The organism is Duganella callida (assembly GCF_004614165.1).
Classification (GTDB): Bacteria; Pseudomonadota; Gammaproteobacteria; order Burkholderiales; family Burkholderiaceae_D; genus Rugamonas; species Rugamonas callida.
In genome coordinates, this window is record NZ_SPVG01000090.1 from 87,425 (window position 1) to 110,157 (window position 22,733).

At 65.6% G+C, this 22,733-nt stretch carries 19 protein-coding genes; 9 read left to right on the forward strand and 10 right to left on the reverse strand.

Annotation, left to right across the window (positions count from 1 at the left end; translation table 11 throughout):
* The first annotated feature begins 26 nt into the window (after window positions 1–26).
* Entirely contained in the window at window positions 27–2,522 is a 2,496-nt protein-coding gene (locus E4L98_RS09755) for a putative bifunctional diguanylate cyclase/phosphodiesterase (protein WP_229257334.1), read from the forward strand.
* Here the strand turns inward: E4L98_RS09755 and glcF are convergent.
* The 3 genes from glcF to E4L98_RS09770 are packed head-to-tail and all read right to left on the reverse strand — an operon-like array spanning window position 2,470 to window position 6,244.
* Entirely contained in the window at window positions 2,470–3,702 is a 1,233-nt protein-coding gene (glcF, locus tag E4L98_RS09760; protein WP_135201358.1) for a glycolate oxidase subunit GlcF, read from the reverse strand. The genes E4L98_RS09755 and glcF overlap by 53 nt on opposite strands.
* Before the next feature lie 2 nt (window positions 3,703–3,704).
* Window positions 3,705–4,763 (reverse strand): glycolate oxidase subunit GlcE, encoded by a 1,059-nt coding sequence (glcE, locus tag E4L98_RS09765; protein WP_135201359.1) that lies wholly within the window; start codon window positions 4,761–4,763, stop codon window positions 3,705–3,707.
* A gap of 2 nt (window positions 4,764–4,765) precedes the next feature.
* The gene (locus E4L98_RS09770; RefSeq protein WP_135201360.1) at window positions 4,766–6,244 is read right to left on the reverse strand and encodes an FAD-linked oxidase C-terminal domain-containing protein; all 1,479 of its coding nucleotides are present in this window, start codon (window positions 6,242–6,244) and stop codon (window positions 4,766–4,768) included.
* A gap of 115 nt (window positions 6,245–6,359) precedes the next feature.
* Between E4L98_RS09770 and E4L98_RS09775 the strand changes: the two genes are divergently transcribed.
* A complete protein-coding gene (locus E4L98_RS09775) occupies window positions 6,360–6,917 on the forward strand; it encodes a suppressor of fused domain protein (RefSeq protein ID WP_135201361.1) in 558 nt (185 codons plus the stop codon).
* 5 nt (window positions 6,918–6,922) lie between these two features.
* The gene (locus tag E4L98_RS09780; RefSeq protein WP_135201362.1) at window positions 6,923–7,477 is read left to right on the forward strand and encodes a cob(I)yrinic acid a,c-diamide adenosyltransferase; all 555 of its coding nucleotides are present in this window, start codon (window positions 6,923–6,925) and stop codon (window positions 7,475–7,477) included.
* Here E4L98_RS09780 and E4L98_RS09785 read toward each other — a convergent pair.
* Entirely contained in the window at window positions 7,474–8,217 is a 744-nt protein-coding gene (locus E4L98_RS09785; RefSeq protein ID WP_135201363.1) for a M48 family metalloprotease, read from the reverse strand. The genes E4L98_RS09780 and E4L98_RS09785 overlap by 4 nt on opposite strands.
* Before the next feature lie 64 nt (window positions 8,218–8,281).
* Window positions 8,282–9,187: a LysR family transcriptional regulator gene (locus E4L98_RS09790; protein ID WP_135201364.1), complete on the reverse strand. Its 906-nt coding sequence runs from the start codon at window positions 9,185–9,187 to the stop codon at window positions 8,282–8,284.
* A gap of 97 nt (window positions 9,188–9,284) precedes the next feature.
* Between E4L98_RS09790 and E4L98_RS09795 the strand changes: the two genes are divergently transcribed.
* Window positions 9,285–10,496 (forward strand): SGNH/GDSL hydrolase family protein, encoded by a 1,212-nt coding sequence (locus E4L98_RS09795; protein ID WP_135201365.1) that lies wholly within the window; start codon window positions 9,285–9,287, stop codon window positions 10,494–10,496.
* Here the strand turns inward: E4L98_RS09795 and dxs are convergent.
* Genes dxs through E4L98_RS09810 form a run of 3 tightly spaced genes read right to left on the reverse strand, consistent with a single transcriptional unit; the run spans window position 10,454 to window position 13,470 of the window.
* Window positions 10,454–12,325, reverse strand: a complete 1,872-nt coding sequence (gene dxs / locus E4L98_RS09800) for a 1-deoxy-D-xylulose-5-phosphate synthase (protein ID WP_135201366.1) — start codon at window positions 12,323–12,325, stop codon at window positions 10,454–10,456. The two genes, E4L98_RS09795 and dxs, sit on opposite strands and share 43 nt — an antisense overlap.
* On the reverse strand, window positions 12,326–13,216 hold the full coding sequence (locus tag E4L98_RS09805) for a polyprenyl synthetase family protein (RefSeq protein WP_135201367.1): 891 nt from the start codon (window positions 13,214–13,216) through the stop codon (window positions 12,326–12,328). It abuts the gene before it with no gap.
* A complete protein-coding gene (locus tag E4L98_RS09810; protein ID WP_135201368.1) occupies window positions 13,216–13,470 on the reverse strand; it encodes an exodeoxyribonuclease VII small subunit in 255 nt (84 codons plus the stop codon). Before E4L98_RS09810 ends, E4L98_RS09805 begins: the two co-directional genes overlap by 1 nt.
* Window positions 13,471–13,789: 319 nt before the next feature.
* Here E4L98_RS09810 and E4L98_RS09815 point away from each other — a divergent pair, with 319 nt between their 5' ends.
* From E4L98_RS09815 to E4L98_RS09825, 3 genes are read left to right on the forward strand one after another with little or no spacing between them, the layout of a single operon-like run.
* Window positions 13,790–14,890 carry an aromatic ring-hydroxylating oxygenase subunit alpha gene (locus E4L98_RS09815; protein ID WP_135201369.1) on the forward strand — a complete coding sequence of 367 codons (1,101 nt, stop codon included), beginning with the start codon at window positions 13,790–13,792 and terminating at the stop codon, window positions 14,888–14,890.
* Between the two features lie 20 nt (window positions 14,891–14,910).
* Window positions 14,911–15,834: a DMT family transporter gene (locus E4L98_RS09820; RefSeq protein ID WP_135201370.1), complete on the forward strand. Its 924-nt coding sequence runs from the start codon at window positions 14,911–14,913 to the stop codon at window positions 15,832–15,834.
* A gap of 12 nt (window positions 15,835–15,846) precedes the next feature.
* On the forward strand, window positions 15,847–16,704 hold the full coding sequence (locus E4L98_RS09825; RefSeq protein ID WP_135201371.1) for a sulfurtransferase: 858 nt from the start codon (window positions 15,847–15,849) through the stop codon (window positions 16,702–16,704).
* Here the strand turns inward: E4L98_RS09825 and E4L98_RS30610 are convergent.
* Together E4L98_RS30610 and E4L98_RS30615 are read right to left on the reverse strand one after the other, a co-directional pair.
* On the reverse strand, window positions 16,701–17,576 hold the full coding sequence (locus tag E4L98_RS30610; protein ID WP_135201372.1) for a PEP-CTERM sorting domain-containing protein: 876 nt from the start codon (window positions 17,574–17,576) through the stop codon (window positions 16,701–16,703). The genes E4L98_RS09825 and E4L98_RS30610 overlap by 4 nt on opposite strands.
* Before the next feature lie 20 nt (window positions 17,577–17,596).
* Complete coding sequence (locus tag E4L98_RS30615; RefSeq protein WP_229257335.1) at window positions 17,597–18,484, reverse strand: PEP-CTERM sorting domain-containing protein; 888 nt, start codon at window positions 18,482–18,484, stop codon at window positions 17,597–17,599.
* 329 nt (window positions 18,485–18,813) lie between these two features.
* Between E4L98_RS30615 and E4L98_RS31165 the strand changes: the two genes are divergently transcribed.
* Window positions 18,814–21,990, forward strand: a complete 3,177-nt coding sequence (locus E4L98_RS31165) for a S8 family serine peptidase (protein WP_307722102.1) — start codon at window positions 18,814–18,816, stop codon at window positions 21,988–21,990.
* Between the two features lie 78 nt (window positions 21,991–22,068).
* The coding region (locus E4L98_RS09845) for a hypothetical protein (RefSeq protein WP_135201373.1) at window positions 22,069–22,733 on the forward strand (665 nt) is incomplete at its 3' end.

The following is a 22,733-nucleotide window of genomic DNA, read 5'->3' on the forward strand; positions in this document are numbered from 1 at the left end:
TGTTATCGCCGTGGCTCAGGATGGGCATGTATTCGCGCCTGTTCGTGCCGGTTTTCCTGATCATCGCGACGGTGGTCGGCATCCGCTATAGCCTGTTGCTGAAAACGGCCACCGAACACGCCGGCGCGCGCTATGCGATGGAAGCCGACGCCATGGACGCCCATCTGCGCAAAGCCCTGCTGCCGCTGCTGGCGGCGTCCGACCGCCACGCGCTGGACGCGGCGCTGTCCTCGGCCCTGCTGCTGAACGGCGACCTGAGCGCCGCCCGCCTCGATTACGCCGGCGGCCAGCTGCAGGCGCTGCGCAAGCCGCCGGCGGCGGCCGAGTATCCGCGCTGGTTCCTGCGCCTGTGCGACATCGGCGCGATCGAACGCCGCACCGCCGTCGGCGGCGCCACCCTGGCGCTGACCTTTGCGCCGACCCGCGCCATCAACCACGTGTGGCAGGAGGTGCACCAGCAGGTCATGATCTCGGCTGTCAACGTTACCGTTATCTACGTCCTGCTCGGCATCATCATTTTCGCCAACAAGCGCATGCTGCGCGACCTGGCCGACGCCACCAACCGCTTCCAGGCCGGCGACCACGACGTGCGCATGGCGGTCAGCGGCACGCTGGAAGCGCGCCTGCTGGCCAGCACCTTCAACAACATGGCGCAGCGCGTGCAGGCGCTGGTGCACAAGCTCCAGCAAAGCCAGCACGAACTCAGTTCGCAGCTGACCCGCACCCTGCTGGCGCAGCAGCAGCTGCAGGTGGAGAAGGAGCGCATCGAAGTCACGCTGGCCTCCATCGGCGACGCCGTCATCACCACCGACATCGTGGGCCGCGTCGAATCCATCAACGAGGTGGCGCAGCAGCTGACCGGCTGGGCGGAATCGCGCGCGCGCGGCATGGAGCTGCACCAGGTGTTCGTCCTGGCGAACAACTTCGGCCAGCACTCGCTGCTGAAGGCGATGAAGGCCATCTATTCCGGCGGCGAAGTGGTCAAGGTCGGCAACCAGAGCCTGCGCAGCCGCCAGGGCGAGATCAGCACCGTGGAATACACCGCCAACGCCATCCGCACCGCGCGCGGCGAGGTGCAGGGATCGGTGCTGGTGTTCCGCGACGTCACCGAGCGCCGCCAGCTGATGCAGCAGATCTCCTGGCAAAGCAATCACGACATCCTGACCGGCCTGCCCAACCGCGCCGCGCTGGCGCTGCGCTTCGAGCAGGAGGTGGCGCGCGCGCGCGAGCATAACTATCTGCTGGCCGTGTGCCTGTTCGACCTCGATCACTTCCAGCACGTGAACGAGGCGCTGGGCCAGGCGGTGGGCGACGAGATCCTCAAGCAGGCCGCCAGCCGCCTGCACGATTTTGCCGGTCAGCGGTACTACGTGGCACGCCTGGGCGGCGACGAATTCGTGCTGCTGCTGCCGGACCTGAACAGCCGCGCCGCCATCGAGCAGGCCATGGGCCAGCTGATGACGGCGCTGTCGCGCGACTACATGTGCGGCGGCCGCGCTGTGGGCATGTCGGCCAGCGTCGGCATCGCCGTGTACGCGGGCACCGACATCAGCGCCGACAGCCTGCTGCGCCACGCCGACCAGGCGCTGTACCAGGCCAAGGTCACGGGCCGCAACCGCCATCACTTCTTCGATTCCGACCTGGACGAACAGGTTCGCACCCATCACAACCGCCGCACCGAAGTGCGCAACGCGGTACGCGCCAATGAACTGGTGCTGTTCTATCAGCCCAAGCTGGACATGCGCAAGGGCCGCATCATCGGCATGGAAGCGCTGCTGCGCTGGAACCATCCGCTGCGCGGTATCATCGGGCCGATGGATTTCCTGCCCATCGTCGAACACAGCGACGTGATCGTCGATATCGGCGAATGGGTGCTGCGCGAAGCCCTGCGCCGGCTGCAATCGTGGCGCGCCGCCGATCCGCAGTGGGTGATCAGCGTGAACATCGCGGCGCGGCATTTCCAGCGTCCCGATTTCGTCGAGCGCCTGAAAGCCATCCTGGCCGAGTACCCGGAAGTGCCGCCGCATATGCTGGAACTGGAGATCCTGGAGTCGTCTGCGCTCAGCGACATCAGCCACGTGCGCGCCATCATGCAGGATTGCCAGGCGCTGGGCATCAGCTTCGCGCTCGACGATTTCGGCACCGGCTACTCATCCATGTCCTACCTGAAACGCCTGCCGGCCGACGTGCTGAAGATCGATCAGAGCTTCGTGCGCAACATGCTGGTCGACCGTGACGACCTGCACCTGGTCAGCGCGGTGATCGGCCTGGCGCGCTCCTTCGGCCTGAAGGTGATTGCGGAAGGGGTGGAAACCACGGAACACGGCGCCATGCTGATGCGCCTGGGCTGCGATCTGGTGCAGGGTTACGGCATCGCCCGCCCGATGCCGGCCGACGAAGTGCTGTCGTGGGTGGCCAGCTTCGACACGGCGCACGTGTGGCAGGCCGCGGCCAGCCTGCCGCCCATCGTCAGCCTGCACGCGGAGTCAGCGCGCGGTCTATCAACTCTATCCAATGCATGACCGGGGTGTCGGTGCCCGATTGCAGGTGGGCCGTGCAGCCGACGTTGGCCGAGACGATGGTGCTGGCGCCGGTGTCGGCCAGGCTGGCCAGCTTGCGATCGCGCAGCTGCAACGATAGCTCCGGCTGCAGCAGCGAATAGCTGCCGGCCGAGCCGCAGCACAAATGGCTGTCGGCGCACAGCACCACGTCGACGCCAACCGCGCGCAATACGCTTTCCACCTTGCCACGAATCTGCTGGCCGTGCTGCAGCGTGCACGGTGGATGGTAAGCGACACCGCCACCGCCGTAGGTACGCGCCCCGCGGGCCAGCTCAGGCTCGAATGGCGGCAGGATCTCGCTGAGATCGCGCGTCATGGCGGAAATGCGCTGCGCCTTGTCGGCGTAGGCCGCGTCGTGCGCCAGCAGATGGCCATATTCCTTGACGGTGACGCCGCAGCCGGACGCCGTCATGACGATGGCCTCCACCCGGTCCACATACGGCCACCAGGCGTCGATGTTGCGGCGCATGTCGTCCAGTCCCGCCTCCTGGTCGTTTAGGTGATAGCGCAGCGCGCCGCAGCAGCCGGCTTTCGGCGCGACGATCAGCTGTACGCCCAGCGCATCGAGCACGCGCGCTGTGGCGGCGTTGATGTTGGGCGCCATGGCCGGCTGGGCACAGCCATCCAGCAGCAGCATCTTGCGTTCATGCTCCCGCATCGGCCAATTGCCCGCGCTCCGCGACGGCGGCAGTTTGTCCTGCAAGGCCGGCGACAACAGTGGCCGGAACAGCTGCCCCGCTTTCAGCGCCGCGCCGAAGACAGCCTTGCGCGGCAAGGCCTGCTTCAACACCGCGCGCTTGAAACGCTCGCCCAGCGGACGCTGCACGCGCTGCTCCACCACCTTGCGGCCGATATCCGCCAGCCGTCCGTATTTGACGCCGGATGGACAGGTGGTTTCGCAATTGCGGCAGGTCAGGCAGCGGTCCAGATGCGTCTGCGTTTTGGCGGTGACGGGCGCGCCTTCCAGCACCTGCTTGATCAGGTAGATACGGCCACGCGGCCCATCCAGCTCATCGCCCAGCAACTGGTAGGTGGGACAGGTGGCGGTGCAGAAGCCGCAGTGCACGCAGGCGCGCAGGATGGCCTCCGCCTCGGCGCCTTCCGGCGTGTGTTTGATGAAGTCGGCGAGATTGGTTTGCATAGTCAGTACATGCGGCCTGGATTGAAGATGCCTGCGGGATCGAAGCAGCGTCTCAGCCGCTCATGGATGTTCGCCAGCGCCGGCGCCAGCGGATGGAACACACCCGCGCTCTTGTCGCCAGCGCGGTACAGCGTTGCATGCCCGCCCGCCGCCACCGTGCGGCGTATGGCCTCCGCGCTGGCGGCCGTGTCGTCTTCCGCGATCTTCAGCCAGCGCTGCGCGCCGCCCCACTCGATCAGTTGTTCGCCGCGCAGAATGATGGCGCTGGCGTGCGATGGCACGGACATCCGCCACAGGCTGCCGCCACGGAAATGCGCGTGGCTCTGGTCGCGCAACGCGGCCCAGAAGGCATCGGCGTCGGTGCCGCTCAGCGCCTGGCCGCCGAGCTTGCGCTGCGCCGCCGCCACGGCCGCCTGTGCGCCGGACAGGCGCAGCGACAGTACGTCCTGGTGCCAGCAGCTGGCCGAGATGGGCAAGGGCTGACCGGCCCATTCGTTCAACCGCGTCAGCGCCTCGATCTCGCTCATGCCGAAACGCAGGCTGGCTTCACTGACCGGCTTGGGCAGCACCTTGAGCGACACTTCCAATATCAGCCCCAGCGTGCCGAGCGAACCGGCCAGCAGCCGCGCCACATCGTAGCCGGCGACGTTTTTCATCACCTGGCCGCCGAAGCGCAGCACCTCGCCACGGCCATCCATCAGCACCGCGCCAAGCACGAAGTCGCGCACCGCGCCGGCGCTGGCGCGGCGTGGGCCGGACAGCGCACTGGCCACCACGCCGCCGATGGTCGCGCCTTCGAAACGGGGCGGCTCGAATGCCAGCATCTGGTGGTGTTGCGCCAATGCCGCCTCGATCTCCGCCAGCGGCGTGCCGCAGCGCGCGGTGATCACCAGCTCCGTCGGCTCATAAGCGATGATGCCGCTGTTGGCGCGCGTATCCAGAATCTCGCCCTGCAGCGCCTGGCCGTACCAGTCCTTGGTGCCGCCGCCGCGCAGGCGCAACGGCGCACGCGCGGCGCTGGCGGCGCGGATGCGGGCGGCGAAATCGTCGTAGGTACGCATCGTCAGAAGCGGGGCAAGTGAGCGAATGGCAGCGCGCCGCCGCTGACGCGCATCTTGCCGAATTCGGCGCAGCGGTTCAGCGTCGGAATCGCCTTGTCGGGATTGAGCAGGCCGGCCGGATCGAAACTGCGCTTGACCGCAAAGAAGGCTTCCAGCTCGGCCGGGGCAAACTGCACGCACATGGAATCGATCTTCTCGATGCCGACGCCATGCTCGCCGGTGATGGTGCCGCCGACCTCCACGCACAGCGCCAGGATCTCGGCGCCGAACGCTTCGGCGCGCTGGAACTCATCGGGGATGTTGGCGTTGAACAGAATCAGCGGATGCAGGTTGCCGTCGCCCGCGTGGAACACATTCGCGCAGCGCAGGCCATACTTGACTTCCATCGCCGCGATGCCGCTCAGCACCTGGCCCAGGCGCTTGCGCGGTATGGTGCCGTCCATGCAGTAGTAGTCGGGCGAGATGCGGCCGGCGGCCGGAAACGCGTTCTTGCGGCCCGACCAGAACTTCAGGCGCTCGGCCTCCGACCGCGACACCGCGATGGCGATCGCGCCGGCCTGTTCCAGCACTGCCGACATGCGCGCGATGTCCTCCTCCACTTCCTCGACGGTGCCGTCGGCTTCGCACAGCAGGATGGCGGCCGCGTCCGTGTCGTAGCCGGCCTTGACGAACGGCTCCACCATGCGCGACGAGGTCTGGTCCATCATCTCCAGCCCGGCCGGGATGATGCCGGCGGCGATCAGCGCGGCCACCGCGTGGCACCCCTTCACCACCTCGTCGAACGAAGCCATGATCACGCGCGCGGTGGCCGGCTTGGGCACCAGCTTCACCGTCACCTCGGTGACGATGCCCAGCATGCCCTCCGAGCCGATGAACACCGCCAGCAGATCCAGTCCCGGCGCATCGAGCGCGCCGCTGCCCAGCTCCACCACCTCGCCATCGATGGTCACCATGCGCACGCGCAGCACGTTATGCACGGTCAGGCCGTATTTCAGGCAATGCACGCCGCCCGAATTCTCCGCCACGTTGCCGCCGATGGTGCAGGCGATCTGCGACGACGGATCGGGCGCGTAATACAGTCCATATGGCGCGGCCGCCTCCGAAATCGCCAGATTGCGCACGCCCGGCTGCACCACCGCCGTGCGCGAATACGCATCCATGCGCACGATGCGGTTCAGCCGCGCGGTGGAGATGACGACGCCATCGGCAATCGGCATCGCTCCGCCGGACAGGCCGGTGCCGGCGCCGCGCGGCACAATCGGCACAGCCAGTTCGCGGCAGACCTTGAGCGCGGCGACCACCTGCGCTTCGCTGTCCGGCAGCACCACGATCATCGGCAGCTGGCGATAGGCCGCCAGGCCGTCGCATTCGTACGGCCGCGTATCCTCGGGCTCGGACAGCACCGCGCGCGGCGGCAGCACGCGCAGCAACGCGGCAGCCACTTGCGCCCGGCGGGCGGTGAGATCGCTAACAGTGTTCATGGGCAGGTAGCTAAAAACACAATCGATACGCGATTGTAAGCACAACTTGCCGCAAATACGCCACTGATTTGTTGTATTCTTCTGAACGCAGCTTTATCACTACACTGGAACAGAAATGGAACACAATTTTGAGCAGGCCTGGCTCCTGGCGCTGGAAGAACGGTTCGGCGTGCAGGCGAAGATCGGGCAGGTGGCGCTGGACAACCGTCCGCGCATGCTGATCTACTATTTCGAGGATTTCCCGGCCAAGGACATGACCACTGCCGTCACCGCCGGCCTGTCCAATGCCAGTCACCCGAACTGGGTGCATGGCAAACCTGAACTCAGCTTCTCGCTGTACACCAAGGACCCGGGCTGGGGCAGCGCCGCCGCCTACATCGCCCAGTCCTTCTTCAACGACAGTTCGTTCCATTACCAGGCGTCGTTCAAGATCGATCAACCGATGTCCCGGGACAGCGCGATGAACGCCTGCTTCGTCTACCGCCCGCCGTTCCTGAACGAAGAACAGATCAAGTTCGAGCTGCCCGACCGCACCATTTTCCTGGCCGGCCTGTTCCCCATGTACGACGAGGAGATCAGCATGTACGAAACCAAAGGCATCCAGGAATTCTGGAACACGCCCGGCTTCGATCCCTACAACCCGCGCCGCGCCAGCATCGCGCCGAAAGCCTGAACCTCATGGGCAACCGACTCTCGAAAATCGCCACCCGCACCGGCGACGGCGGCACCACCGGCCTCGGTGACGGCAGCCGCACCGACAAGGACAGCGTGCGCATCATCGCCATCGGCGACGTGGACGAACTGAATTCGCATCTGGGCCTGCTGCTGTGCGAAGACATGCCGGACGATATGCGCGACGAACTGGTCACCATCCAGCACGATCTGTTCGATCTGGGCGGAGAACTGTGCATCCCCGGCTACCAGATGATCAAGGAGGCGCATGTCGAACGTCTCGACGCATTGCTGGCCAAGTACAACGCGACCCTGCCGGCGCTGACCGAATTCATCCTGCCGGCCGGCTCGCGCGCGGCGTCGCAGGCGCACATCTGCCGCACCGTGTGCCGCCGGGCCGAGCGCAGCATCGTCACGCTGGGCAAGGCAGAGACCATCCACGAACATCCGCGCCAGTACGTGAACCGGCTTTCCGACCTGCTGTTCGTGCTGGCGCGTGTATTGAACCGCCATGCCGGCGGCAGCGACGTGCTGTGGCAGCACGAACGCAAGCGCGGTTAATCGCCGAACAACCGGGCCATGCCCATGGCCATGCTGAGACGCGACGCCGCGGCGGGATAAGCGCCCGACAGTAACGCCGCCTGCCCGGCCGTCGCCAGCTTGCGGTAGAAGCTGACCATGTCGGCCGCGCGCCAGCCGGCGCGATGGGCCAGCACCATGCCCAACTGGTCGGCTTCCGACTCCTGCATGCTCGATAGCGTCGACAGGCGGATCTGCAGCGACAGATCGCTGTCCAGCCGCGCCATCACCACCTCCAGCGGCGCCGGCGGCAGACGGTTGAGCAGCATCGCCTCGGAAAAGGTTTCGCGGTGATGTTCGGCCACCGCGTGCGCCACTTCGTGCGCCAGCAGCGTGGCCAGTTCGCCGTCGTTCAACGCCAGCCGGCGCACGAAGGCGCTGCCGACCAGGATCTTGCCGCCGGCCATGCAGAGCGCATCCACTTCGGCGTCGCTGGTGGTGTGCACTTCCCATTGCCATTGCGCCGTCTCCGGCTTGAGCTCGACAGCTGCGCGCACCAGCCGATCGGCGATGCGCTGGAGCCGCGCCAGCAGCGCGCGGTCTTCGTCGAGCTGTCCGGCGGCCGCCAGGTCGACGGTGCGGTCGATATAGCGGTCCTCCATGCGGGCATCGACCTCCTCGGCGCTGAAACGCAGTTCCTGCAGTCGGCCGGACTCCGGCACCTGCGCGCCGGCGACGGACAACAGCAGAAACGACAGCAGACCCGCCGCGAGCGGTTTCATGCCAGCCTCCGATATAAACTGTTTATATCAATATAGGCCAGCCGCCGGCGGATGCAAGGAAATCTCAGGTCGCGTTGTATCCGGGCAGCCGCACGATCTGCGCGGCGAGATAATCCAGCAGCAAGCGTGCGCGCAACGGCTGGTAGCGGCGCGTCGGCGACAGCAGGTGCAGCGGCTGCGGCTGGCCGTGCCATTGCGGCAGCACGGTGACCAGCGCGCCGCTGTCGAGCAGGTCTTGCACCAGCCACAGCGGACACAAACCAATGCCGCCGCCCGCGGCCAGGCTGTCGCGGATCGCCAGCGCATGGTTGACGCGGTAGCGGCCATGCGTGGCAATGGTTTCGCTGCGGGCGCCGCGATGCAGCGTGAGCAGATCGCCGTCGGCCAGCCAGGCGAAGCGGATGTACTCGAAATGCGTCAGGTCCTGCGGCCGCCGCGGCGTGCCCCGCTCGCGCAGGTAAGCCGGCGCGGCGACCAGCTGGCGCGGCGACACACCAGCCACACGCGCCACCGCGTCGGGTGGCAGCTCGCGCCCCTGGCGCACGGCGATGTCCACGCCCTCCTTGACCAGATCGACCATACGGTCGTCCAGTATCAGCTCGATATCGACTTGCGGATAGCGCGCGAGGAACGCCGCCAGCAGGGCGTTGAGGCGGAACTGGCCGAACGCCGCCGGCGCATTCACGCGGATCAGCCCCGCCGGGGTTTCGTTCTCGCCGCGCGCCTCCGCCACCGCGCCCTGATATTCGGACAGCACACCCAGCGCCCGCTGGTAGAAGCGGGCGCCTTGCGGCGTCGCCTGCAGGCTGGTGGTGCTGCGTTCGAGCAGGCGCACGCCCAGCTCGCGTTCCAGGGCGGCCATCAGCTTGCTGACGGTGGGCTGGGTGCTACCCTCCTCGCGCGCGACGGCGGACAAGCTGCCCAGTTCCACGGCGCGGACAAAACAGCGTAGTGCGCGAATGCTGTCCATTGCCACCTCATTCCATAATTGAATGAAGTATAGTCGGAATCGCCGTCTTCCGCGCGCAATCCGAATGACCTACCTTGTGGTTTTCACGGGAGGTTTCATGAAACGACTGACGGGCGCCGCCATGCTGGCGGCAATGATGCACACACCTTTGCATGCTGCGCAACACTGGGCCGCCAGCTGGCAGGCAAGCCCCCAAGCGGCGTGGCATGCGGAAGACTTCACGTTGCCGACCGGCGTGCCGGCGGCATTGCAACGGCAGACGGTACGCGAAACGGCGCGCATCAGCATCGGCGGGCGGCGTGTGCGCGTGGTGCTGTCCAACCGCTACGGCAGGCAGCCGCTGACCGTCGGCGAGGTCCACATCGCCGGCGCGAACGGCGCGCAAGCGATCACCTTCGGCGGCGCGCGCAGCGCCGTCATTCCGGCCGGCGCGCCACTGGTCAGCGACCCGATCGACCTGCCGCTCAAGGCGCTGGAGCTGCTGCAAGTCAGTATCTACCTGCCGCGCCATACGCCACTGTCCACCTTCCACTGGGGCGCGCAACAGACCGGCTGGATCGCGGACGGCAACCAGGCCGCGGCGGCGACGCTGGACAACCCGCAGCCACTGTCCGGCCGCGCGCTGCTGAGCGGGATCTGGGTCGAAACGATGACAACGGCGCGGACGGTGGCGGCCTTTGGCGACTCCATCACCGACGGCAACGGCTCCACGCCCGACCGCAATCGCCGCTGGCCCGACTACCTGGCGGCGCAGCTTGCGCCGGACGGCATCGCCGTGGTCAATGCCGGCATCTCGGGCGCGCGGCTGCTGGGCGACCGCATGGGCGCCAACGCCGCCTCCCGCTTCGGGCAGGACGTGCTCGCTCAGCCCGGCATGTGCGCCGTGGTGGTACTCATCGGTATCAACGACATCGGCTGGCCGCAAAGCGTGTTCGCGCCGCGCGAAGCGCCCATGACGGCGCAGCGCATGATCGACGCCTACCGCCAATTGATCGCGCAGGCGCGCACCCATGGCGTGCGCATCATCGGCGCCACGCTGCCGCCGTTCGAAGGCACGCAGATCGAAGGCTACTACACGCCGGCCAAGGACGCGCTGCGGCGGGAAATCAACCGGTGGATCAGGGAGCGCGGGGAGTTCGACGCGGTGGTCGACGTCGACGCGCTGCTGCGCGATCCCTCACACCCGGCGCGCATGCAGCAACGCTATGACAGCGGCGACCACCTGCATCCCGGCGAGGCAGGTTATCAAGCGATCGCGCTGGCGGTTCAGCCGTTGTTGACGACCAGTCGCGGTTCGTCGCTGAGGTAACGCTGTTTGATGGAAGCGGTGATGCCGGCGGCATCCAGGCCGACGCTGGACAGCAGCTTGGCCGGGTCGCCGTGGTCGATGAATTTATCCGGCAGGCCCAGCATCAGGACCGGCTTGATGACGCCTTCGGCAGCCAGCGCTTCCGCCACCGCCGAACCGGCGCCGCCCATGATGCAGCCTTCTTCCACCGTCACCAGGCAGTCGTGGTCGGCGGCCAGTTGTTTGACCAGCTCCACGTCCAGCGGTTTGACGAAGCGCATGTTGGCCACCGTGGCGTTCAGGGTCTCGCCGGCCGTCACCGACGGCGCCACCATCGAGCCGAAAGCCAGGATGGCGATCTTCTGCCCGTGGCGCTTGATTTCGCCTTTGCCGATCTCGATGCTGATCAGTTCCGGCTTGATCGCAGCGCCGACGCCCGCGCCGCGCGGATAGCGGATCGCCGCCGGACCGGGATAGTGGTAGCCGGTGGTCAGCATCTGGCGGCATTCGTTTTCGTCCGATGCGGCCATCACCACCATGTTGGGAATGCAGCGCAGGTAGGCCAGGTCGTAGTTGCCGGCGTGGGTGGCGCCGTCCGCGCCGACCAGGCCGGCGCGGTCCAGCGCGAAGGTGACGTCCAGGTTTTGCAGGGCGACGTCGTGGATCAGCTGATCGTAGGCGCGCTGGAGGAAGGTGGAATAGATCGCCACCACCGGTTTCAGGCCTTCGCAGGCCAGGCCGGCGCCGAAGGTCACCGAGTGCTGCTCGGCGATGCCGACGTCGAAGTAGCGGTCCGGGTATTCCTGATCGAAGCGCACCATGCCCGAGCCTTCGCGCATGGCGGGCGTGATGCCGACCAGTTTCTTGTCGGCCGCCGCCATGTCGCACAGCCAGTCGCCGAAGACTTCCGTGTAGGTTTTCTTGGCCGGCGTGGCGGCCGGCTTGATGCCTTCGGCCGGATTGAATTTGCCGGTGCCGTGGTAGAGGATAGGCTCGGCCTCGGCCAGCTTGTAGCCCTGGCCTTTCTTGGTCACCACGTGCAGGAACTGCGGGCCTTTCAGCTGTTTGATGTTCTGCAGCGTGGGGATCAGCGACTCCAGATCATGGCCGTCGATCGGGCCGATGTAGTTGAAACCGAATTCCTCGAACATGGTGGCCGGGACCACCATGCCTTTCGCGTGTTCTTCCAGCTTCTTGGCCAGTTCCAGCACCGGCGCCGGCAGCACCGATTTGCCGACGTTCTTGGCGGCGGCGTAGAACTGCCCCGACATCAGGCGTGCCAGGTAGCGGTTCAGCGCGCCCACCGGCGGCGAGATCGACATGTCGTTGTCGTTCAGGATCACCAGCAGGTTGACGTCGTCCTGCACGCCGGCGTTGTTGAGCGCTTCGAACGCCATGCCGGCGGTCATCGAGCCGTCGCCGATCACGGCGATGGCGTGGCGGTTGTCGCCCTTGATCTTGGCCGCCTGCGCCATGCCCAGCGCCGCCGAGATCGAGGTCGACGAGTGCGCGGTGCCGAAAGTGTCGTATTCGCTTTCGTCGCGCTTGGGGAAGCCGGAGATGCCGCCCAGCTGACGCAGAGTGTGCATGCGGTCGCGGCGGCCGGTCAGGATCTTGTGCGAATAGGTCTGGTGGCCGACGTCCCACACGATGCGGTCGTGCGGCGTGTTGAACACGTAGTGCAGCGCCACCGTCAGTTCCACCGTGCCCAGGTTGGACGACAGGTGGCCGCCGGTCTTGGAGACCGAGTCGAGCAGGTAGGCGCGCAGTTCATGCGCCAGCGGGGTCAGTTGGCTGTACGACAGTTTGCGTACATCGGCCGGGGAATTTATAGTATCGAGCAAGTTCATTTAGGCCTTCCTCTGCACGATCAGATCCGCGAGTTCGCGTAATCGCAGAGCTTTTTCTCCAAACGGCTCCAGCGCTGCATGCGCGTCGAGCCGCAATTTTTCCGCCAGTGCGCGCGACGGTTCCAGTCCCAGTATCGATACGTAGGTCGGCTTGTTGTCGGCGGCGTCCTTGCCGGCGGTCTTGCCCAGCGTGGCCGAATCGGCGGTCGCATCGAGCACGTCGTCCACCACCTGGAACGCCAGGCCGATGGCGCGCGCGTAGACGTTCAGCGCCCGCAGTTCGTTGTCGTCCAGGTCCTTGCCGGCCAGCGCGCCCAGCACCACCGAGGCGCGCAGCAACGCGCCGGTCTTCAATTGGTGCATGCGCTCCAGCTGTTCCAGCGTCAGGCTGATGCCGACGCTGTCCAGGTCAATCGCCTGGCCGCCGCACATGCCGGCCGAGCCGGACGCCTGCGCCAGCAGCCGCAGCATGGCCACCAGGCGCGCCGGCGGCACGCCGGTGTCCCCGGACAGCACCACAAAGGCCTGCGATTGCAACGCGTCGCCGACCAGCAGCGCGGTGGCTTCGTCGTAGGCCACGTGCACCGTCGGTTTGCCGCGGCGCAGTTCATCGTCGTCCATGCACGGCATGTCGTCGTGCACCAGCGAGTAGGCATGGATCATTTCCACCGCGGCGGCGGCGCGGCTCAAGGTCGCGGCTTCGGCGCCGAACAGCGCGCCGGCCGCGTACACCAGCAGCGGGCGCACGCGCTTGCCGCCGCCGAGCAGCGCATAGCGCATGGCTTCGTGCAGCTTGGTCGGGATGGTGTCGGCGGAGGGCAGGAAACCGGATAAATCGTTTTCAGATCCAGCCTGCACGGTTTTCATCCAGTCCTGGAAGGCGGCGTTCATTACTCGCCCTCCCCGGCTTCGGCGAAAGGCTTGAGCATGTCGCCTTCCAGCACCTTGACCTGGGATTCGACCTTTTCCAGCTGGGCGGCGCAGAACTTCACCAGTTCGGAGCCGCGCGCGTAGGCGGCCACCGAGGCTTCCAGCGGCAGTTGGCCGGCCTCCATTTGCGCCACCAGCTGCGCCAGTTCCGCCATCGCTTCTTCAAACGAGACGGGGGCGGCGGCGGTCGCGGCGGCGGATAAATTCTTGGGCATATTCACTCTGTTTTCTTTTGCACAACACAGCCAGCGCAGTGTAGCTTGATATTTTAGAGCAAACCATCTGTTCCGGTGGAACATTAGCAGGCTGGCACGCGGTGGACTATGGATTTTAGCGTAATCCCCCCCAAATGCAGAGGAGACGTATACAAAATACAAGCTTATGCACAAACATGGCGCAGAAATTAATGCCGGAGAGGGGTAAAAGACGGTATAATCTTCGGTTCTGTCCTAAATACCACCTCAACGCATTTGAATGCGGGTCTTTACGGATTCTGTCTCTTCTTGGTTTGAATATTGATTAAGGGGGGTTTGGATGTCCGATCTGGGTACCCACGCCAAGCTGGCGCGTCCACACGCGCAACTTCCGGTAAGCGTCTATTTTGACGAAGCGCGACTGCAGCGCGAAATGCAGCAACTCTTCAAAGCCGGTCCGCGCTACGTCGGACATGAGCTGATGGTGCCGAATATCGGCGACTTTGCCACCCTGGCCTCGGAAAACGAAGGCCGCATGCTGGTCCGCAATGCCAATGGTCTTGAACTGCTGTCCAACGTCTGCCGTCACCGCCAGGCACTGATGTTCCATGGCCGCGGCAATGCCAACAACATCGTCTGCCCGCTGCACCGCTGGACCTATGACCTCAAGGGGGAATTGATCGGCGCTCCGCACTTCCCGGAGACGCCCTGCCTCAATCTGCCCAAGACCAAACTGCAAAGCTGGAACGGCCTGCTGTTCGAGCAGAATGGCTACAACGTCATGGCGGAGCTGAACAACCTGTCGGTGACCAAAGATCTGGATTTCAGCGGCTACATGCTGGATCACGTGGAAGTCCACAACTGCGATTACAACTGGAAGACCTTCATCGAGGTCTATCTGGAAGACTATCACGTCGAGCCTTTCCACCCGGGCCTGGGCAGCTTCGTCACCTGCGACGACCTGCGCTGGGAGTTCGGCCGCGAGTACAGCGTGCAGACCGTGGGCGTGCACAAGGGCCTGCGGAAGTCCGGCTCGGAAATCTACAGGCGCTGGCAGGAACAGGTGCTGAAGTTCCGCGGCGGCGAGGCGCCCCCGTATGGCGCGATCTGGCTGACGCTCTATCCGAACATCATGGTCGAATGGTATCCGCACGTGCTGGTGGTGTCGACCCTGTGGCCGGAAGGTCCGCAGCGCACCAGGAACGTGGTGGAGTTCTACTACCCCGAGGAAATCGTACTGTTCGAGCGCGAATTCATCGAGGCCGAACGCGCCGCCTACATGGAAACCTGCATCGAGGACGATGAAATCGGCCTGCGCATGGATGCCGGCCGCAGAGCCCTGATGGCGCGTGGCGAGACGGACGGCGGTCCGTATCAGTCGCCGATGGAAGACGGCATGCAGCACTTCCACGACTGGTATCGCAACAAGATGGATTTATAAGGCTTATAGGGTTCATACCAATGCAGTCACTCTGGATGTTGTTTGCGAGTTTCATGTTTGCCGTCATGGGCGTGTGCGTGAAACTGGCCTCGGAAGAGTTCTCAACATCCGAATTGGTGCTGTACCGGGGCGTGGTCGGCGTGATCACCCTCGGTTCCATGATACTGCTGCGTGGCGAAACCTTCCGCACCCCCATGCCGGGCGCCCACGTGTGGCGCGGCCTGATCGGCGTGACTTCCCTGTGGCTGTGGTACTACTCCATCGGCCAGCTGCCGCTGGCCACCGCCATGACGCTCAACTACCTGTCGCCGATCTGGATCGCCGCCTGGCTGTTCGCCATGGGCTGGTGGCACGCCAAGAACCAGGTCAAATGGCCGCTGCTGCTGGCGGTGGGCATGAGCTTCGTCGGCGTCACCCTGCTGCTGCGGCCCGCCTTCCACGCCAACCAGCTGACGCCGGCGCTGATCGCGCTCGGTTCCAGCGTGATCACTGCCACCGCCTATATGCAGGTGCGCAAAATGGGCCTGGCCGGCGAGCCTGAAAACCGCGTGGTCTTCTATTTCACCGTGATGAACCTGGCGGCCGGCATCGTCGGCGTGTTCGTGACCGCCGGCGCCGGCGGGCCGGTGTGGCATCCGATCAAGGATCTGCGCGACGTGCTGCTGTTGCTGGGCATCGGCGTGTGCGCCACCAGCGCGCAGGTGGCCATGACCCGCGCCTATCGATTGGGCAGCACGCTGGTGGTGGCCAACCTGCAGTACACCGGCATCGTGTTTTCCAGCATCTGGGGCGTGTTCATCTTCGGCGACGTGTTCAGCTGGTACAGCTGGGCAGGCATCGGCATCATTCTGGCGTCAGGGATCGCCGCGACGTTCTACAATACGCGCAACACTGAAAAAGGTAAGGCCATCGCCAGTACCGACCCCATTGCCAGCGAAGTATAAGGAACCCACGCCATGCACACCAAGCTGATCGACGCCGTCACCCTGTCCCGACACCTGGAAGATCCGAACTGGGTCATCCTCGATTGCCGCCATGACCTGATGAATCCCAATGCGGGCTTAGACAGCTTCGCCATCGGCCATATCGCCGGCGCGCAGTTTGCCAACGTGGATACCGATCTGTCGGGCGCCAAGATCGGCGCCGACGGCAAATTCCAGGGCCGCCATCCGCTGCCGGGACGGGCCGCCTTCATCGAAACCCTGCGCGGCTGGGGCATCAGCGACGACACCCAGGTGGTGGCGTACGACGCGCACGGCGGCATGTTCGCGGCGCGCCTGTGGTGGCTGCTGCGCTGGGTCGGGCACCCGGCGGTGGCGGTGCTGGACGGCGGCCTGGTGGCCTGGCAGGCGGCCGGCCTGCCGATGGTGACGCATGCCGAGCGCCGCACGCCGGGCAGCATCGGCGAGCGCGCCTCGCTGGTCTCCACCGTCAACGCCGATGAAGTGCTGGCCAATCTGGAATCGCAGGAACGCACCGTGGTCGACGCGCGCGCGGCCGACCGCTATCGCGGCGAAAACGAAACCATCGATCCGGTCGGCGGCCATATCCCGGGCGCGAAGAACCGCTTCTTCAAGGATAACCTGACGCCCGAAGGCCGCTTCAAGGACGCCGCCCAGCTGAAGGCCGACTTCGCGCCGCTGTTCGCCGATCCGGCCAAGGCCATCATGCAGTGCGGCTCCGGCGTCACCGCCTGCCACAACCTGCTGGCCCTGGAAGTGGCCGGCCTGCCCGGCGCCGCGCTCTATCCCGGCTCCTGGAGCGAGTGGGTGGGCGACACCACCCGCCCCGTCGCTACCGGCGCTCAACCTTAACGCTCAGCGCGCGCCTTGCGGCGGCGGCCGATGGCGCCGATCAGGCCCAGGCCACCCAGCAGCATGGCATAGGTTTCCGGTTCCGGCACCGGCGTTACGCCGTCCCAGACAGCCGAGTAACCTTCGGTCGAGACGAAGCCCTTCATCGTGCCGGAGGCGTCCATCGCGCTGTCGTTGGCGAAACTGACCGAGAACTGCCCGCTCCAGCTATCATGCATGCCCATGGTGCTGCCGTCGTCGCGGACATCGAAAGTGGACCACATGTCGCGCTCCTGGGTATCGCTGCGGTCGACGCCATTGACGCTGCCGGCCACGTACAACAGCGCGTGCGCATTCGCATACTCCATCTGGTCGGCGTCGAGGTTATAGCCCATCGTGGTCTGGGTCTGCATCGAGACATTGGTACTGAACGTAACCTTGGTGTTGGCCGACAGGACGAAGCCGTTTTCGAACGGATCGGCCCCGGTGGCGTAACTGCGGTAAGCACCGTTGGCATCGAGCCCGCTGTTGGCCGTGCCCTGCGCCGACAATGCGGTGAAGCCGGCCACCGTGTTGGCGGTCGTCACGCTGGATGTCGCCGAAGACCAGTCGGTGTGGGTCTCGCCGGATAGCACGCCCTGCTGCTGTTTGGCGGTGTAGGCATACAGGGTATCGTCCTTCAGATCACCCCAGGCCAGGGTTTCGCCCAGCACATAGGCGTGCCCATAGGCGGTGAACGACATGCTGGGCGCGATGCCGTCGTTGGGATTCAGATCGGTCAACGTGATGACCAGGTTGCCGAAGGTGGCGCTGCTGCTCGCATTGGCGAACACGGGGCCGACGGCGGCAGCCAGGCAGGCCGCCGCCAGAGTGTGCATTACAAAGCGCTTCATGAATTCTCCAGAGTTGACGGTTAGACGGTACGATTGCGGCGGCGCGCCAGGCCACCCAGCAGGCCCAGGCCTCCCAGCAGCATGGCGTAAGTCTCCGGTTCCGGCACCGCCGCCATCACCGAATGACCACCTACCTGCGCATCGGCCCAGAACTGGCCCTGGCTGCTGTGATTGGTGAGGTTGCTGTAGCTGGCCGACATCACACCGGCCCAGCTATCGGTGGCGCCGCCGAGTGGACCGCCATCGAAATACTGCACACCGACGCCGTGCTGCTGCAGGTCGTCCAGCATGCTGCCATCCGCCGCCAGACCGCCGGCATACAACGACATCAGCGCCGATGCCGACTCCCCTTCGAGCGCGCCAGCGGTATAGCCGCGCGTCATGGTCGCGCTCATGGCAGCATCGACCGAGAACACCACCTTGGTGTTGGCGGACAGGACGAAGCCGCGGTTGTCGACGTTGTTAAAGGGCACGCTGGCGTAGCTGTAATAGTTGCCGTGATCGTCCAGGCCGCTGAGCGCCTTGCCCGACACACTCAGCGCGGTAAAACCGACGCCGCTGGCCGAGCCGGTGACGCTGGCCGCGGCCGAAGAAAGTCCGGTATGGGCGTTGCCGCTGACATTGGTGCTCTGCCAGGCGCCACTCTTGTCGAAGCGCTGGAGCTGATGGCCTGGATCATAGCCGCCAATGATGCCGTCCTCGGCCTCACCATGGATGTAAGCCCCGCCATCAAACTTGGTGGTATTCGGCAGGAAGGAAATGCTGGCGGCGATGCCGTCGTTGGGATCCAGATCGATCAGCGTCACCGTGACATTGCCGAAGCTGGCGGTGCTGTAAGCGTCGGCGAATACCGGCCCGGCAGCGGCGGCCAGACCGGCGACAAGTGCATAACGTGCGGCAAGTTTCATTGTTTCTCCCTCAGGTTAACAAGAAACCAAGTATGCACAGCACGACATGCTACGTCTATACAATTGCATCTTTATTATTTGTCCAAACGGTAAAAATTTTGTGACAATTCAGTTTCATGTTTTGCGCTATTTCTCCTATGAAGACTGTGACAATTTGGTGACTATTTATCACCAATAATCACGGAAAAAGTAATTTGTAAGCGTTGTATTTTTTTAACCGTGTTACAAATTTAATTGAATTTCTTTCCATTTTAATTGGTTAAGTTGCTATAGTTTTTGGCGCGACTTTCGAGCAAAAAGCATCACCAACCATCCACGGGAGAGCTTTAATGGCAAAGAACAAAGTACCGCGGCAGCGCCGTCTTACCCTGCTGCTGATGGCCGCCATGCCGCTGCTGGCGGCTATCCATCCGGCCCGCGCCGACGATGTGCGGCGTCCCTACATCGTGCAGCTGGCCGACCAGCCGGTCGCCGCCTACAGTGGCAATCTCGGCGGCATGCGCGCCACCAAGGCGGTGCCCGGCCAGCGCCTCGACCTGGCCAGCAGCGCCGCCCGCCAGTACCGCAGTTACCTCAGCACCCAGCAGGATCAGGCCAAGGCGCTGCTGCCGGCCGCGCCCATCACGCGCCAGTACCAGGTGGTGTTCAACGGCTTCGCCGCGCGCCTGACCGACGCCGAAGTGCGCGCCCTCATGGCCAGCGGCAAGGCCGTGCGCATCACGCCGGACGAGCGCCAGCACGTGGTCACCAACTACACCCCGAGCTTCCTCGGCCTGGACCAGCCCGGCGGCCTGTGGGAACAGCTGGGCGGCAAGGCGCATGCGGGCGAGGACATCATCGTCGGCGTGATCGATACCGGCATCTGGCCAGAAAACCTGTCGTATGCCGACCGCGTCGACAGCAAGGGCCAGCCGACCTTCGACCCGAGCGGCACCCTGGCCTACGGTCCGGCCCCGGCGCGCTGGAAAGGCGTGTGCCAGACCGGCGAGGGCTTTACCGCCGCCAACTGCAACAACAAGCTGATCGGCGCGCGCTACTTCGACGACGGCTTCCGCGCCAGCGGCAGCACGATCCACTGGAGCGAATTCCGCTCGCCGCGCGATTCGCTGGGCGCGCCGGCCGGCGATGGCGGCCACGGCACCCACACCTCCTCGACCGCGGCCGGCAACGGCAATGTGCCTGCGCTGGCCGGCAACGGCGACGTGCTGGGCGTGCGCAACGGCATGGCGCCGCGCGCCCGCGTGGCGATGTACAAGATCTGCTGGAGCTACAACGGCGGCATCGACACCCCCAATGGCGTCGGCAACACCTGCTACAACAGCGACAGCCTGGCGGCGATCGAGGCGGCGGTGGCCGACGGCGTCGACGTGCTGAACTACTCGATCAGCGGCGGCGCCAGCCCGCTCGATCCGGTCGAACAGGCGTTCCGTCACGCGGTGGAGGCCGGTGTGTTCGTGGCCGCGGCCGGCGGCAATTCCGGTCCCGGCAACGCGGTCGCCCACATCAGCCCGTGGATGGCGACGGTGGCCGCCACCACCCATGACAAGACCCACACCGCCACGGTCACGCTGGGCAATGGCCAGCAGTACAGCGGCGCCTCGCTGAATCCGAAAGCGATGCCGGCCACCGCCATCATCCGCGCCGAGGACGCCGTGGCGCCGGGCGCCGACCCGTCGCAGGCGGCGCTGTGCTACCGGCTGGAAGACGTGATCGCCGTGCACCCCATCGCCCAGCTCGACCCGGCCAAGGTGGCGGGCAAGATCGTCGCCTGCCACCGCGGCACCACCGCCCGCACCGACAAGGCCAACGCGGTCAAGGCCGCCGGCGGCGTCGGCATGATCCTGCTGGACGACGGCAACGGCACCGTGGTCGACATCTACAATGTGCCGACCATCCACGTCAGCCAGGCCGACGGCGACGCGATTTCCGCATACGCCGCCAACGCCGGCGCCACCGCCGCCCTCGCGGCCAGCGCGATGACGCCGATGACCGGCCCGGTGCTGGCCGACTTTTCCTCACGCGGCCCGAACATGTTCGATCCCGGCGTGCTGAAGCCGGACATGGCCGCGCCGGGCGTGGACATCCTGGCCGGCATCGCGCCCAGCCTGAGTCAGGCGCAGCATGATGCCGTCATCGCCGGCACCGCGCCGGCCTACAGCAATTCCGCCTACATGTCCGGCACCTCGATGGCGACGCCGCACGTGGCCGGCCTGGCCGCGCTGCTGAAACAGCGCCATCCGGACTGGTCGCCGGCCGCCGTCAAATCGGCGCTGATGACCAATACCCGCGGCGTGCTGCCGACCGCGCTCACCGGCGATGAGGACGGCACCCTGCCATGGGGCCAGGGCGCCGGCCTGGTGCAGCCGAACGAGGCCGCCGATCCGGGCCTGGTGTACGACGTCGCCACTGCCGATTACCAGAAATACCTGTGCGGCCTCACCGGCGAAGCCGCCGACTGCGGCGCCGGCGCGCTGAAGGGCTATGCGCTGAATCTGGCGTCGATCTCGCTGCCGGGCGTGGTCGGCAGCCAGACCGTCAGCCGCAGCGTCACCAACGTCAGCGACAAGACCGCGATTTATACCGCCAGCGCCAGCGTCCCCGGCTTCGACGTCAAGGTAACGCCGGCCACGCTGCAGCTGGAACCGGGCCAGACCCAGAGCTACAACGTCAGCCTGACGCGCACCGATGCCGAGGACGGCGTGTGGCAATTCGGCGAAGTGATGTGGAACGACAGCGAGCACAAGGTCCGCAGCCCGCTGCAGGCGCGCTACAACAGCGGCGCCGAGGCGCCGGCGCTGCTCTCGGCCACCAGCACCAGCGGCAGCCGCCAGATGGACGTGCTGACCGGCTTCGACGGCAAACTCGGTGCGGTGCGCGCCGGCATGCGCGAATACACCCGGTTGGCGCAGACCGTGACCCAGGCCGCCGCCGGCTCGCTCGATACGCTGGAAGGCATCGTCAATGCCTGCACGGCGCGCGGCGCCGGCGTCAAGGCGGTCACGCTGGGCGTGCCCCACAACGTCATGCTGGCCCGCTTCGAGCTGTCCAACCGCGACACCGATGGCGGCGAAAACGACGACCTCGACCTGGCGCTGCTGGACCAGGGCAACAACCTGATCGCCTACAGCGGCCACGAAGGCTCGAACGAAACCCTGACGCTGACCGCGCCGCCGATGGGCGTGGTCAAGGTCTGCGTGCTCGGCTACAAGCTGAAGAATGGCGCCAGCACCAACTACACCGTGTCCTACGCCATGGCGATCCCCAACGACACCAAGGGCAACGTGAAACTGGCGCTGCCGGAGGCGGTCAAGCAGGGCGGCTCGGCCAAGGTCGGCATCAGCTGGAGCGGGCTGGAACAGGGCAAGCGTTACCTGGGCGGCGTGCAGTTGCTGAACCCGGCCGGCCGCGCGGTCTCGCTGACCGAGCTGAACATCGACACGCGCGACGTCACGCCGGTGGACGCCGGCGCCACCGGCGCCCGCAAGCGCCTGATCAGCGCCAAGTAAGGAATGAAGGAAGGGCTTGGCCGCGTTCCCCGGAACGCGGCTTTTTTTGCAGTGCTATCTACCTACAGCGGAGGAATCATGTTCAAGTCTCAATCGGGTGTGCGGAAATGGGTCGCGGGCGCGGTGCTGGCGATGACGGCGATGGCGGCGGCCAGCGCGCAGGAGACGGTGACGGTGCTGGAGCAATTGAACGGCTATGTCGGTTCGGGCGGCCACAGCGATGAAGCCGCCCCGCTGAACAACACCTTCACCGGCAGTGAAAATGGCGCGCGCTTCAACAGCTGGGGCGCATTCTTCATCCCGGCGGGGCAATACAGCAAGGCCACGCTGTCGCTGACGCCGGGCTCGTACGGCAGCCTCGGGCCGGCCGTGATCGAGATGTTCGACGTCAGCGCGCCGTTGAGCACCTTCGACAATAATTTCAATCCGGGTGTGGCCGTTTTCAACGACCTCGGCAGCGGTCACAGCTACGGTTCGGCGACGTTTTATGACCAACCGCTGACGCTGACCCTGAACGCCAACGCGCTGACCGACATCAACGCCGCCAGCGGCGCCTGGTTCCTGATCGGCTTCACCAACCAGACCACCAATGCGCTGCCAGTGTTCGAGGGCGAAGGCAGCGGCATCTACATTTCCGGCGTCGGCCGCGGCGCCACCCAGTTCCAGCTCGACCTGACGCCGGCGGCCGCGGTGCCGGAACCGTCGCAATGGCTGGCCCTGAGCAGCGGCCTGCTGTTGCTGGG

Bases quoted from the DNA above. Each gene is read 5' to 3' on its own strand.
- E4L98_RS30610 (WP_135201372.1), bottom strand. From the start codon at position 17,576: ATGAAGCGCTTTGTAATGCACACTCTGGCGGCGGCCTGCCTGGCTGCC.
- E4L98_RS09810 (WP_135201368.1), bottom strand. From the start codon at position 13,470: ATGCCCAAGAATTTATCCGCCGCCGCGACCGCCGCCGCCCCCGTCTCG.
- E4L98_RS09775 (WP_135201361.1), top strand. From the start codon at position 6,360: ATGGAACACAATTTTGAGCAGGCCTGGCTCCTGGCGCTGGAAGAACGG.
- E4L98_RS09820 (WP_135201370.1), top strand. From the start codon at position 14,911: ATGCAGTCACTCTGGATGTTGTTTGCGAGTTTCATGTTTGCCGTCATG.
- E4L98_RS09825 (WP_135201371.1), top strand. From the start codon at position 15,847: ATGCACACCAAGCTGATCGACGCCGTCACCCTGTCCCGACACCTGGAA.
- E4L98_RS09795 (WP_135201365.1), top strand. From the start codon at position 9,285: ATGAAACGACTGACGGGCGCCGCCATGCTGGCGGCAATGATGCACACA.
- E4L98_RS09805 (WP_135201367.1), bottom strand. From the start codon at position 13,216: ATGAACGCCGCCTTCCAGGACTGGATGAAAACCGTGCAGGCTGGATCT.
- E4L98_RS30615 (WP_229257335.1), bottom strand. From the start codon at position 18,484: ATGAAACTTGCCGCACGTTATGCACTTGTCGCCGGTCTGGCCGCCGCT.
- E4L98_RS09780 (WP_135201362.1), top strand. From the start codon at position 6,923: ATGGGCAACCGACTCTCGAAAATCGCCACCCGCACCGGCGACGGCGGC.
- E4L98_RS09815 (WP_135201369.1), top strand. From the start codon at position 13,790: ATGTCCGATCTGGGTACCCACGCCAAGCTGGCGCGTCCACACGCGCAA.
- E4L98_RS09770 (WP_135201360.1), bottom strand. From the start codon at position 6,244: ATGAACACTGTTAGCGATCTCACCGCCCGCCGGGCGCAAGTGGCTGCC.
- E4L98_RS09790 (WP_135201364.1), bottom strand. From the start codon at position 9,187: ATGGACAGCATTCGCGCACTACGCTGTTTTGTCCGCGCCGTGGAACTG.
- glcF (WP_135201358.1), bottom strand. From the start codon at position 3,702: ATGCAAACCAATCTCGCCGACTTCATCAAACACACGCCGGAAGGCGCC.
- dxs (WP_135201366.1), bottom strand. From the start codon at position 12,325: ATGAACTTGCTCGATACTATAAATTCCCCGGCCGATGTACGCAAACTG.
- E4L98_RS31165 (WP_307722102.1), top strand. From the start codon at position 18,814: ATGGCAAAGAACAAAGTACCGCGGCAGCGCCGTCTTACCCTGCTGCTG.
- glcE (WP_135201359.1), bottom strand. From the start codon at position 4,763: ATGCGTACCTACGACGATTTCGCCGCCCGCATCCGCGCCGCCAGCGCC.
- E4L98_RS09785 (WP_135201363.1), bottom strand. From the start codon at position 8,217: ATGAAACCGCTCGCGGCGGGTCTGCTGTCGTTTCTGCTGTTGTCCGTC.
- E4L98_RS09755 (WP_229257334.1), top strand. From the start codon at position 27: ATGTATTCGCGCCTGTTCGTGCCGGTTTTCCTGATCATCGCGACGGTG.